Raw genomic sequence first — 12,355 nt, 5'->3', positions numbered from 1 at the left:
AGTGTTACGCTATCGAGACGACTAATCATGCCGTCGTTAGCTTAGCTGATGATATTGATATTGTCTCTAGACCTATAATGTTTCTTGCTGAGTCTGCGTTTACCCTTTCGAAGCTCCTGCCGTCAGCCCTTGAACAAGGAATCGTTGCAGGAAAACGAACAGCAGTGTAATTGGAATGGCAATCAGAACTGCCCCCGCAGCAAACATTGTAAAGTTACTGTCCTGATACCGGTTGACCAGATCCCACATACCTACTGCAAGTGTCCAGTTCTCCTTCGTCCGCAGCACCAGCCGGGCGAAGATAAAGTCCATCCACGCACCGGTGAAACTGGTCAGCGCTACATAGGTCAGCATTGGCTTGGATAAGGGCAAGATGATGCTGGTGAATACCCGCAGGTGACTCGCACCATCCATGCGCGCCGCTTCGTCCAGACTGCGAGGGATGGTGTCAAAGAAACCTTTGACGATAAATCCGCCCAGTACCGCCCCTGATGAATAGACCAGGATAAGCGCAGCATGAGTGTCGAGCAATTTAATTTGCAGCAAAATGATATAGATTGCAATCATGCTCATAAAGCTTGGGAACATGCCCAAAATTAGCATGGTGGAGAGAATCGTTTTACGTCCACGGAAGCGGAAGCGGGACAAGGCATACATCCCAAGTGTCACCATCAGCGTAGAGAAGATCATCGTGAAAAAGGCAATTTTCAGCGTGTTCATATACCATCTGCCGTACATAAAGGACGGGTTATTGAACAGCTCCCCGTAATGGGTCAACGTGAAAGCTTCCGGCCATAACCGTTCACTAAACAATGCCGCACCGGGTCTCAGGGAAGAGAGAAAGATCCAGAGTACCGGGTAGATGGAGACAACGGCGATGATCAGCAATAGCACATAACTCAGGGCCAAACGCAGCGGATTATTACGTGTTTTCATTGAATCATGTCCTCCTCCTTGAATGATTTGGAGCGGCGGAAGTTCCAGATGGAGAATGAAGCGATAATAAGGAAGATAATGATCCCTACCGCTGAAGCCATGTTGAACTTGTTATTGTCGAGTGTAAGCTTGTAGAGCCAGGTCACCAGCAGGTCCGTTGCCCCTGCGTACTGGTAGTCTCCCCGCAGCGGATTTCCGTTCGTCAGCAAGAAGATGACATTGAAGTTGTTGAAGTTTCCGGCGAACTGCATGATGAGTACCGGAGTTGTGGCAAAAAGAATGAACGGCATCGTAATGATCCTGAATTTCTGAAACGCAGATGCTCCGTCCACTTCGGCAGCCTCGTAGAGATCACGAGGGATGGCCGTCAATACACCAAGAATCAGCACCATACTGACCGGAATACCAATCCACATGTTGACAACAATGACGGTGACTTTGGCCCAGAACGGATCTGTCAGCCAGGGTAATCCCTCCAGCCCAAATGCCCTCATGTACGTATTTATTGGACCAAACTGACCGTTGAACAGATTACGCATGAGCAGCAAGGAGATGATCTGCGGGATGGCATAAGGCAGAATGAAGATGGTCCGCCATAACTTCTTGAAGCGTATGCCCCGCTGTTCTATCAACAGTGCCACAAGCACGCCACCAAAATAGGTGGTGACTGTAGCCAGAATGGCCCAGATGACCGTCCAAGTGAGCACGCCGTAAAATGTCTGGCTCCAGGATTTCAGCTGGATCAGATCACTGAACGTCTTGAAACCTACCCAGTCCACGAGTTTGGCTGGCGGAATATGATCTGGAGCCGAATAGTTGGTAAACGCGATCGTGATCGTAAACAGGATTGGCATAACGGTGAAGAAAAGAATGCCCAGTGCCGGAATGGACAGAAACAGATACGGAAAGTTTTTGTCCATCATGTTCCGAAGCGAAGCCGCTGCGCCCAGGGTCTGCTTGCCTTCTTCCCTCGCAAGTCCCGTGACGTACGCATCCCGGATATTCAGAATGTAGATTAGAATAAACACAAAAAACACCAGCAATACGATAATGCCATCAAGCAGCAAAAAGATGGAATGGTCTCCCCTTTGAAGTACGGTGGACCCATTCACTTTGACAAAACGCTGTGTATTTTCCCCCAGTGTCCATATGCCCCACACGGCCTGTGACAGGCGAGGAAGCAGGTACGCAAGCCCTGCTCCCTCCAGTAACAGTAGACAAATTCCCTTAATCCACTGTCGATTGTACAGCTGTCCAAGACCTTGCAGTATGATGGAACATATGGCCGCTGTCATCCGGTGCTGTCTTTCCCTGTTCGGTCCAACAGGCACCGGGACATGCTGCTGTTGCATTCGCTCTCTCCTCCCCGCCTATTGCTAACCTGTATACATTGAACAAAAGTGTACTTACACTGACCACTCCGATGACAGAACAAGCTTCCGATCGCTGTTATCCCCAGATTTTTTTTGCTCCCTTTTCAAAAAGAGAAAATCCGGTGATAAAGGCGAGCGTTTCACTTCTTCAGCTTCCTTCTGCCCTCTCCGTTTTTGTGTAAATATGAAGTTCAATTTATACAGTTCTTATGCATATCTTTGCACTCGTCGTTCGTCCTTATTGGACGGTTGCAAGGCTTTCCTGGATCTGTTTCACAGCGTTATCCAGTGACGCCTTCACGTCCTTATCGGTATCCCAGATATCCGTAATGGCCGACGTGATAGGTCCCCATACACTGTCCATGGCAGGAAGCGAAGGCATTGGTGTAGAGTTGTTGAACTGTTCAAGAAAGGCCTTATTGATCGGGTCCTCCTGCAACTTCGGATCAGCAGCTACGTTTTTGTTCGCAGGAAGTGTACCGTTCAGGTCAAAGTTCTCCATCTGGGCCTCTTCATTGGAAAGGAACGCTGCCAAGAGCTTCGACGCATTCGGGTATTGTGTAAATGCATTCACATAATAGGCTTTAACACCTGAGAAGGAGGTCATCGGTTTGCCATCGATTGCCGGAAGCGGAGCAACGCCAAAATCAATACCTGCATTGCGATAATCGGCAATGGTCCACGGACCATTAATGTCCATAGCGAGTTTTCCGCTGGAGAATAATCCTTTTTTGATATCATAGTTCACGTCACCCATCTTGAGCGGCAGCACCTCCGACTTCAGCGTCTGCAAGAACTGTCCACCCTTCTGGGCTCCTTCATTATTCAGACCGAGATCCGCGCTATCCATCCCGTTATCCCCAAAAATATAACCGCCCTGTGACGCCAAGAAAGCATAGTTATAGTAAAATTGCTGCAATTCCCACATCAGCGCATACTGATTGGACTTCACATTATTGAACGTCTTGGCGAAACTGATAATCTCATCAAAGTTTTTCGGAGCTTCTGGATAGAGTGCCTTGTTATAGAAAAGGGCGTAGGTCTCCACGCTGTACGGATAGCCGTACAGGATATCCTTGAACGTCACTGCCTTCAGCGCGTTGTCGCTGGTGTTCTCTACAGTGTCTGCTTCGAATATGTCATTGGGCAGAATAAGTCCCGCCTCTGAAGCGCTACCAATCTTATCATGCGGGAAAACAACCACATCTGCCGCCAGACCCGCTGGGCCATCCGTCGTCAGCTTGGTTACCTGATCGGTTGGAGGTAATTCCTCCATTTTGACCGTTACCCCATATTTTTCTTCGAATTTTTTGACCCTTTGCTCAATAAAGCTACTTTGATTTTTATCCTCCCAGATCACCAGGGTTGCCCCTTCTTCCGGTTGAAGGTTCTCGGATGTCAGCTCTACAACTTCCTCCGGATTCTCACCTGCCGTAGTTGGAGATGGACTTCCGCCTCCAGCCCCGCACGCAGCCAGTGTAAAAGCCATCATGACGGACAATGTTGCCCCTTGCCATTTTCTCATGTAAAATGTCCCCTTCCCTCTGCTTGGTCCAACAAAGTTCGCGCTTTTCACCCTTTTGTCTGCGTATGTTATCAGGTTTGCATCCCATATCCCCTTTTGTACAAACGTTTGCTCAAATGGGAGACAAGATGACCTCTCCGTTCAATATGTAGGGGTAAACAAGTCAAGAAGTATGTAAATCCACCGATGTAAGCGCTACAATAACAATCACATCATACAATAATGTACTTTCTTTGCACAAACGTTTGCACAAGCCATATTTGCTCAATTTTAACCATTTCCTCTCTCCTACCTACAGTAATTTCCTGTTTCCTTGTTCTGACTCTTTCTTCCTTAAATTTACTTCACGTGCATCCCTTACTCGGCAGTTAGCAATTGATTTCTCGTATCCTTTGGATTACCATAGGAGAATATTTATACGATTGTTCAGAAGGGATTTTTTCACATGATTACGATCAAGGATATTGCCAAATTGGCGGGTGTTTCCCCTTCTACAGTGTCACGGGTGATTTCCAACCATCCTAGAATCAGCACCAAAACGTCTCTCAAAGTGAAGCAAATTATGAAAGAATTGAACTACCATCCCAACATCATCGCGAAGAGCCTGGTTTCCAAAACAACACACACCCTTGGCATTATGCTCCCGCGTCCTGCAGAAGAGTTGTTTCAAAATTACTTTTTCGGGGAACTGCTCCGAGGTATTATTACACATGCCACCCGAATGAATTACGAATTGCTGCTAACAACCGAAACATCATCAGACAATGAACTGCATGCGATATCCCGCCTTGTGCATGGCCGTAGAGTTGATGGTATTTTGCTGCTTGGGTCCAAACGAGATGATCCCATCATTTCATTTTTGGAAGCGGAAAAGTTTCCTTTTGTGTTAATCGGTCGCAGCGAAGCTCATCCAAATGCCCCCATGGTGGATAACGATAATGTGCAGACCGCTTATGATGCGACTCATCATCTGATCGCCCAAGGGCATACTCGAATTGGATTTGTCAGCGGGCCACCGGACATTACGTTATCGCATGATCGCATGTTAGGTTATCAAAAAGCGCTTGCCCAAGCCGGGTTGGATGCGGATAGTGATTGGATTGTGGAAGGCGAATTTCTGCAGGAAAGTGGATTCAGAGCGATGTCACTGTTCATGTCCTTGCCGGACAGACCCACCGCAATTGTTGTCATTGATGACAACGTGGCCTTTGGGGTATTGAGAGCTCTTGCCGAGCTTCATTATCTGGTGCCTGAAGATATCAGTGTGGTCAGTTTTAACAATATTGCATTATCGGAACTGGCTTCTCCACCCCTAAGCTCTATCGACATCGGGACTTATCAGCTTGGTTATACAGCCGTTCAGGTATTGTTAAAAATTCTTAGTGGGGAACCACAGCTTCATAATCCGGTCATTATCCCCCATCGTCTGATCGTGCGTGAATCCTCACTTTTTTCCAAACCAAAGCCACCCTCAGATTGATTCATTTCGGGTATCCGTGTAGTAATGCAAACGTTTGTCCTATACGGAATATGATGCTGATATCCACCGTTCGTAGGTGCATAGGTGCAAAAAAAGAAGCCGCATATACTTATGCGGCTTCCTTAATTCACACAATATTTCCGTACGCCATGCTGGACTGCACATGAGTGGATTAGTAAGAGCTCCAGCCAGCATCTGCTGTAACGACAGTTCCGTTCACGAAGCTGGACTCGTCAGATCCGAGGAACAGGGCCACTTTGGCGATCTCTTCGCTCGTCCCGATGCGTGGGTTGATTGCCATGCCCAGCTGTTGCCGACCTGCACCGTATGGGCTAATACCAGCCATAGATGCGCTGATGTTGGTTGCTACGGCTCCTGGAGCGATCGCATTACAGCGAATGCCTTGCTCAGCATACATGTACCCTGTATTTTTGGTGAATCCTACGACCGCATGTTTTGAAGCTGTATAGGCTGCTCCCGCACGTCCGCCGTGCAATCCACCTGCTGAAGCAATGTTCACGATGACACCTTTTTGTTTTTCCAGGAAGATTGGCAATACTTTACGCGTTGTCCGCATCACACTGGTTGTGTTCACAGCAAACAATCTCTCCCACTTCTCATCCGTTACATCTGCTGCCGGCTCCATGCCATCCATAATTCCCGCATTGTTAACCAGAATATCTACTGTACCGTATGTGCTCACCGTCGTATCGATCAGATTTTGCACATCTTCTTCTTTGGCTACATTGGCCAGAACGACAATCGCTTCTCCGCCCTGTGCCTTAATATCATTAACTACCGCTTGTGCGGATTCTTCGTTAATATCCGATACGACGACTTTCGCGCCTTCTTGAGCATACAACGTGGCAATTGCTTTCCCCATACCTGAACCAGCACCTGTAACAACTGCAACTTTATCTTGAAGTTTCATTCCATGTATCCTCCTTTGTGTATTCGTTTACAATAAGTTAACAAACAAATGTTCATTAACTCTTATCCTTAGTATAATAAGTCATAGCGTTTCACTTCAATCAGTAAAAGCTTGTCCAGTTGTACGTTAAACAACACTACTAAGCCTGAATGTACTTTAACTAATAAAGTGAACTCGCGAGGAGGAAAATAGATGTCTGAAACTCTGAATTCGATGGACCGAAGAATTAAAAAATCAAAAGCTGCACTGAAGGATGCACTCATCCATTTGATGCAAAAACATCCCTTTAAAGAAATATCGATTACGGATATTGTGCAGCGAGCTGACCTGAATCGGGGAACTTTCTACAGGCATTATCAGTACAAAGAAGACCTGTTCAACGAAATCATCGATGATGTGATTCAGGATCTGGTAACTTCTTTCCGCAAACCTTATCAGGATGAGGAAGAGTTTGAAGTCAATCTGATGCCCTCTTCGGCGATCACTATATTTGAGCATGTGCACCAACACGCACAATTCTACACACTGGTTGTGAAATCCGAGGCTTCCTCCAACTTCCAGCGCATGATCTGTGATGTCCTTCGGGATCTCGCTTTACAGGATCTGAACCATATCTTCCCTCCGCACATCAACCATGAAATATTGGCAAGCTACCAATCTCATGCGATATTTGGCATGATCATGGAGTGGATCAGACAAGATTTCAAGCACACCCCCGCTTACATGGCCGAGGAGTTGTTCAAAATCATCCATTACAAACCGGATAATGTCGTGTTAAAAAACTGAGATTTTTTGAATCGCCTTAATTCCCTAAAGTAGGATGATTAAGAGGATTTTCAAGAAAGCTTTACCACTAAAATTATGTAAATGTATTCCTGTAATTTCTGGTAATGATATGTTAGGTTATCCAATGGAATATAAACAAAAGGAGGATGACATTACATTTGAAGAAGTCGTGGATTATATCATTGATTACCAGTTTTGTTTTGCTTGGTGGGGTGCTTCTCTCTCCAGCCACTTCTGCCAATGCAGCTAAAGAAGCAACCTCTACATATTCAGATTTAGATCAGAGTTATGCAGAATTTAAAGAGTACACTAATCAGTTATTTGCTCTCGAAACTTATGAGGCCAAAGCCTTCACAGCTTTGGAAAGCATCGATACCCAAGTAACTTCAACAAATCGCAAGTCCATGTATCTTAAACTTACGAATACGGTGATCCCCAATTATACGAAATTGGTATCCAAGGCAAAACAAATCAAGCCTGCCAACCCGCAAATCAAGAAAATCCACGCCACATTTGTTAAGGCAAGTTACACTCAGCTCGAAGGGTACCTGTTGTACCAAAAGGCAGTATCCAAGAACAAAGTGAATTACACGTTACTAAAACAGGGTAACGCCAAAGTAAACACCGCTAGTGTTCTAATGGATCAATGCGAACAACAGTTATACGCTTATGCAAGAAGCTTGGGGTATGACAGTTAGTACCTATCTTCATAGAAACCCAAAAAGCGACCGTTCCTCATGTTTAATGAGGAACGGTCGCTTTTTCTAATTATAGAAATAAAGATAACAATATAAAGCGTATTTATCTCTCTCTCTTCTGATTACAGCCCCAGCTTCTGCCCTTTCTCCAACCGCTGAATCTGTTGCTCTCCGGTATCCGCGAGTTCACGGAACTGGTTAATCGTCTCACGCATTCTTGGCAGAGCTTCCTGCTTATAAAGACTGATTGAATCGAGTGCTGACAACACATCGGTGAACGCCTGTTTCATCGTATCCACGGAGATGCTGGCTTCATATGCCTGCTTTTGGATGGCAATTCCCTGATCCTTGAGCATCTTGGATGTTCCGGCGATCAGATCGTTGGTTGTCTGGTTCAACAATTCAATTTTCTGCAATACAATCTTCTGATTATACAAAGCACTTGCTACAGTAACGGCAATTTTCAATGCCGAGATCGTTACATTCTTCGCACGGTCTACCCCTCGAATCAGTTCCTTGTTGTTGCGAATTACCACTTCAATCGCCATGATGCCCTGCTGATTCACGACCAGCATTTGTTGCAGATCCATGACCCGCTGACGGAGCGGGAACAACACTTCTTCCGTAATAAACCGGACTTTTTCAGGATCTTCATTCCGAACCTTGGCAGCTTCGATCTGCGCATCGATGGACTCATCCATAAGCACGCCAAGCTGAATCTCCTTTTGCAGTCGTTTGGTGAGTTCCCGCAGGTTCTGCTGTTCAATCTCCAGCGTTGTATTATCGTTACGCAGGGTAGATCTGCCTTTATCCAAAGAGGTTACGATGTCAGCGATGACTGCGTCAGCCTTCTGGTATTTCAGGAAATAGGCGCGAAGCGGATTGAACAATTTCCCGAGGAAACCGGTCTTGGCAAAGTCGACCACGCTCGGGTCGAGATCCTTCAGTTGCATATGCAGCTCGGTCAAACCTTTGGCAACCTGACCGCCCTCGTCTCCCGTCTTGGACAGATGTCCAACGGAGACTTGAAGCAAGGCGTTTTTCTCGGAAGAGGATCTCATCGTGTTCATGCCAAAGCCGTCTATGGATTGCAAAATCTCTTTGCGCTTCTCCAGGGATTCGAGGTCCAGTGTCATAATCATCTCTACGTTGGCATTTGCCACTTGTTGAAGCTCCGCGACCTCGGCGGGCACGGGTTTCACCTCTTCCTCAATGACCTTCTGAATTTCCTTCTGGCTCGGTATTTCCATTGAAAATGACATCTACAGTTCCCCCTTTAAATACGTGCTGTAAAATGATTGATATTCCACGCGAGTGACTCCGATTGCAGTACCATCCTCCGATCGCTGTTATCCCCAGATTTCTTCATTTTCCTCATTAATCGGTTGAAATCTGGTGATAGCGTATGCTTCCGAAGCAGCTTTCTTTCAGAAAGCTTTTAGGCGACCGCTACGCTTCTTCAGATCGGTTCTGCACTCTACGTCTTCGTGTTATAAATTTACATCTGTACGTTAAACAGGTTACCAATCTTGTACACGACATCGTCGGTATCGGCATTGATGCTTGCAGCCTCGTTAATGCTGGAGATGCTCTCCAAAGCCTTGATGTCCGCGTTGTATCCAATCGTATAGATTGGCACTTTGTACGTTTCGACCAGATCACGAATATCCTTCAGGGTATGACCTTCGTTGGTCTCGCCATCACTCAGGACAAAGATCAGCGGCTTCACGTTTGGATCAGCAGCCATATAATCTTCCAGCATCTTCATCGCCACCACGATCCCGTCAAAGGTCGCCGTACCGCCGCCAGCTTGCAGACTGTCAACTGTTCCGACAAACATGGACTGCTGGTTCGTATCATACTTGGCAATCGGCAGATTCACGGTTACCCCGCTAGAGTAAGAAACTAGGCCAATACTATTCTCAGTGCCCAGGTACTTCTGACCTTTGCGCAAAGACTCCTTCAGTCGGTTAAGTGGTTCGCCATCCATGCTTCCGGATACGTCTGTCACGAACACAGCAGCAATGGGTTTACTGCCGTTCTTCTTCTCTTTCCATACTTTCTGTGCAGACAGCAACGTGCCGCCATCCACGGTAGCCAGTTCGGATTTGTAATCCTGCAAACCGTTGAAACCGAACTCCTCCGCCGATTGTTGGTACTTCGCCTGGGTTACAAATTCCGCAAACTTTTGGATGATCTCCTGTTTGTTCTGTGGCAATTGTCCCAATGCATACAGCGGGCTATCATGTCTCACACCAAATGGTGTAAAGACGTATCCACTCTTCAAATCAGCGGTATTCACATACGTCTGATATTCGAGTACAAAGGCATCCAGTCTGCCGGACTTGGCAGCCTCCCGCATCTGAATCGTTGTCGAGGCCGTAAACGGTACATTCGTCTGGAATTTTTCGAACCCTTCAATAGCCTTCTCGCCAAGCGGGTTGGCGCTGTCATACGTATTCAGTGCGGTCACCAGGAAATTCAGTCCTGTGGAGCTTGCAAATGGATCGGTATATCCCATCGCGAGTTCATTGTTCGCAATCGCTTCGGTTACGGTTTTCACATTCACGGAGCCGTACGTATCAACTAGTGCATCATATTTGGCTTTGGAGATGACAATACCCGGAACATTTCCGACCAGTCGCTCGGATACCATCTCTGTCTTCACCCCACTGGCCGCAACCATCTCGCCCCACAGTTCATTGGAAGGTGTGAAGGCATCCGGCATATACTTACCAGACTTGATATAATCGGCAGCCGTTCCAGAGGCAATGTTGCGGATTTTGACCGATACTTGTTTCCCACCAACGGTAATATTTGCTTTGTTGAACTCCTCGCCCACTTCGGTTAACCAGCCGTCTACTCCGCTGCCCGACTTCTCCGTGGAAGAGAAGATTTCGACGTAATCATTTGTTGTATTCTCTACGGCAATTGCAAATTTGGAGATATCCGGCAGTGATTCTGCCACATCGACCGGGTCGAGATCAATCTGCCCTTTGACCGGTTCCGCCGTCGCTGGCGCAATGTCCGCGTACAGTTTTCCCAGTTCCTTACCTGCATTCTCTGTGCTCACCTGTGTGGTTGACTTGCCAAAGTTCGACGTCAGTGTAATTCCTGCATAGACCAGACCAAATACGAGCACCAGCATTACAATCGATATGAAAAAAAACTTTCCCTTCTTGGCCATACGAGCAACCCCTCACTGTCTGTATAATTTGGTGTGCTTGATTAACTGATCAATCTCCTGCATACAAGGCATCTGTTCAATATCTCCGGCTTCAAAGCTGTCGAGGCGTGAAATCTCCAATAACAACTGATCGAGCTTGAGCAGAATTTCCTCATTGGTGTGGAGTGAATTTTTCACATAAGACAGATAATCGTTGTATACCTTGGTTTTCTCCTGAAAAAGCTTCTGGGGAAGTGTTGAGGATTTGGATTTCATCATGTTGGCATAATCAGCTTCATCGAATACATTCAACCGGTTCAGCACACTGCGAATATTCAGGTATAACAACTTCTCCACTTCCAGTGTGACCGAAGCAAATTTCTTGTAGCTCAATTCCCCCGGATCAAACCGTTGATGAAGCACATTCAGGAGGGTTTCTTTTTTCTTTTTCATTCGACTAAGTTGGGACAGCCCCAGCGTAATATCTTCTTCGAGGACTTTGATGCGTCTATAAAAAGATAGTGCCTCCACATAATCTTCATGCGTTTCAATATGCTTCACGGGCAGGACTACCGGTTGTCTGAACAGCAAGTTGTAACTTCCATATAAGAGTGCCATTGCACTGGCGAACAGAAGGGTAACGGATAGCGCAGTTGTGAAAGCCCCTCCCCCGAAATTCAGCCCGATAAAGCCGGGTGAGAATGCGAGAACATTCACAGCCACAATACCGGAGATCAACCCCAGCAATTTTATGTACTTGATCATGTTCAATCATCCGACCTCCTTTCATGTTATATATTGGTGCTTCATGTCGTAATTTTCCTGTTCAACTTATTCTTATTGTACATGATGTTAACGCTCTCAGGTGGATATGATTGGATATTTGAATACTCATAATATACGTGGTTTGGGCTTATCCCATTTCATATTTTCAGGGACAACGTGGAACTTGGCAGGAAATTTTGTGGTCAATCCATAAAAAGTGAGTTTTACGAGACAGCAGATTGTGGAGAAGAAATGTTATCAGGTAATACGTGGAAAATAGCTATGCGTGTCATTTTTTATATAAGACTTGTCTGAAAAAAGAGCAAAGAAAAAAGGACGAATCGGAGATCATCCGCTTTCGTCCCTTTTACGTTGGTCCATTATTTTTCGTGTTCTTATTAAAATTTTGATGCCGTGTTCTACATCTAACGAACTGAGGTGAGGTTATTTGGTGCATTTCAGCTCATCTGAAAATGTAATGAACCTGAGACCCGTTATATTCGCGTATTAGGTGTAAAAACGTTGTTTCTCGCCTATTTCGAATGAAATAGCGTCGCTGAGATTCGTTACATTTCCCACTTCATCAATATTGCCCATAAAAGACGTGTGCGGTTCGTTAGAAATTAGAAAGTCGATTTCTTATCAAACCCTCTCCTCCAGTGGACAGGCCACCGCCTTTTCACACCATGCCTCTT

Annotated in this window: 10 protein-coding genes; 3 read left to right on the top strand and 7 right to left on the bottom strand. The window is 46.1% G+C overall.

The features are described from left to right. Positions 1-99 precede the first annotated feature (99 nt). The 3 genes from MHI12_RS04760 to MHI12_RS04750 all read right to left on the bottom strand — a co-directional run bounded on the left by MHI12_RS04760 (position 100) and on the right by MHI12_RS04750 (position 3,834). Positions 100-936, bottom strand: coding sequence for a sugar ABC transporter permease (locus tag MHI12_RS04760; protein WP_017690474.1), 837 nt, complete (start codon positions 934-936; stop codon positions 100-102). Further along, on the bottom strand, positions 933-2,288 hold the full coding sequence (locus MHI12_RS04755) for a sugar ABC transporter permease (protein ID WP_047841752.1): 1,356 nt from the start codon (positions 2,286-2,288) through the stop codon (positions 933-935). The genes MHI12_RS04760 and MHI12_RS04755 overlap by 4 nt, the downstream gene beginning before the upstream one ends. A 259-nt stretch (positions 2,289-2,547) precedes the next feature. After that, positions 2,548-3,834, bottom strand: coding sequence for an extracellular solute-binding protein (locus tag MHI12_RS04750; protein WP_405171694.1), 1,287 nt, complete (start codon positions 3,832-3,834; stop codon positions 2,548-2,550). Positions 3,835-4,279: 445 nt separating this feature from the next. Here MHI12_RS04750 and MHI12_RS04745 point away from each other — a divergent pair, with 445 nt between their 5' ends. After that, on the top strand, positions 4,280-5,314 hold the full coding sequence (locus tag MHI12_RS04745) for a LacI family DNA-binding transcriptional regulator (RefSeq protein WP_091034562.1): 1,035 nt from the start codon (positions 4,280-4,282) through the stop codon (positions 5,312-5,314). Between the two features lie 172 nt (positions 5,315-5,486). Here the strand turns inward: MHI12_RS04745 and MHI12_RS04740 are convergent, their stop codons facing one another. Further along, the gene (locus MHI12_RS04740; RefSeq protein ID WP_340910055.1) at positions 5,487-6,245 is read right to left on the bottom strand and encodes an SDR family oxidoreductase; all 759 of its coding nucleotides are present in this window, start codon (positions 6,243-6,245) and stop codon (positions 5,487-5,489) included. Positions 6,246-6,437: 192 nt separating this feature from the next. Between MHI12_RS04740 and MHI12_RS04735 the strand changes: the two genes are divergently transcribed. Further along, positions 6,438-7,031 carry a TetR/AcrR family transcriptional regulator gene (locus tag MHI12_RS04735; RefSeq protein ID WP_074093663.1) on the top strand — a complete coding sequence of 198 codons (594 nt, stop codon included), beginning with the start codon at positions 6,438-6,440 and terminating at the stop codon, positions 7,029-7,031. Between the two features lie 158 nt (positions 7,032-7,189). Continuing rightward, positions 7,190-7,729: a hypothetical protein gene (locus MHI12_RS04730; RefSeq protein ID WP_405171693.1), complete on the top strand. Its 540-nt coding sequence runs from the start codon at positions 7,190-7,192 to the stop codon at positions 7,727-7,729. Positions 7,730-7,851: 122 nt separating this feature from the next. Here MHI12_RS04730 and MHI12_RS04725 read toward each other — a convergent pair whose 3' ends face one another. The 3 genes from MHI12_RS04725 to MHI12_RS04715 form a co-directional block, all read right to left on the bottom strand. Then, positions 7,852-8,991, bottom strand: coding sequence for a toxic anion resistance protein (locus MHI12_RS04725; protein ID WP_017690481.1), 1,140 nt, complete (start codon positions 8,989-8,991; stop codon positions 7,852-7,854). Between the two features lie 236 nt (positions 8,992-9,227). After that, the gene (locus MHI12_RS04720; RefSeq protein ID WP_405171692.1) at positions 9,228-10,916 is read right to left on the bottom strand and encodes a VWA domain-containing protein; all 1,689 of its coding nucleotides are present in this window, start codon (positions 10,914-10,916) and stop codon (positions 9,228-9,230) included. A gap of 12 nt (positions 10,917-10,928) precedes the next feature. Further along, positions 10,929-11,660, bottom strand: coding sequence for a hypothetical protein (locus MHI12_RS04715; RefSeq protein ID WP_405171691.1), 732 nt, complete (start codon positions 11,658-11,660; stop codon positions 10,929-10,931). Positions 11,661-12,355 lie beyond the last annotated feature (695 nt).

The sequence above is a fragment of the Paenibacillus sp. FSL H8-0280 genome, from assembly GCF_045040665.1.
Lineage (GTDB): Bacteria > Bacillota > Bacilli > Paenibacillales > Paenibacillaceae > Paenibacillus > Paenibacillus xylanexedens_A.
This window is presented reverse-complemented; position numbering and strand designations above follow the sequence as displayed.

Bases quoted from the DNA above. Each gene is read 5' to 3' on its own strand.
- MHI12_RS04720 (WP_405171692.1), bottom strand. From the start codon at position 10,916: ATGGCCAAGAAGGGAAAGTTTTTTTTCATATCGATTGTAATGCTGGTG.
- MHI12_RS04715 (WP_405171691.1), bottom strand. From the start codon at position 11,660: ATGATCAAGTACATAAAATTGCTGGGGTTGATCTCCGGTATTGTGGCT.
- MHI12_RS04725 (WP_017690481.1), bottom strand. From the start codon at position 8,991: ATGTCATTTTCAATGGAAATACCGAGCCAGAAGGAAATTCAGAAGGTC.
- MHI12_RS04740 (WP_340910055.1), bottom strand. From the start codon at position 6,245: ATGAAACTTCAAGATAAAGTTGCAGTTGTTACAGGTGCTGGTTCAGGT.
- MHI12_RS04745 (WP_091034562.1), top strand. From the start codon at position 4,280: ATGATTACGATCAAGGATATTGCCAAATTGGCGGGTGTTTCCCCTTCT.
- MHI12_RS04755 (WP_047841752.1), bottom strand. From the start codon at position 2,288: ATGCAACAGCAGCATGTCCCGGTGCCTGTTGGACCGAACAGGGAAAGA.
- MHI12_RS04760 (WP_017690474.1), bottom strand. From the start codon at position 936: ATGAAAACACGTAATAATCCGCTGCGTTTGGCCCTGAGTTATGTGCTA.
- MHI12_RS04750 (WP_405171694.1), bottom strand. From the start codon at position 3,834: ATGAGAAAATGGCAAGGGGCAACATTGTCCGTCATGATGGCTTTTACA.
- MHI12_RS04735 (WP_074093663.1), top strand. From the start codon at position 6,438: ATGTCTGAAACTCTGAATTCGATGGACCGAAGAATTAAAAAATCAAAA.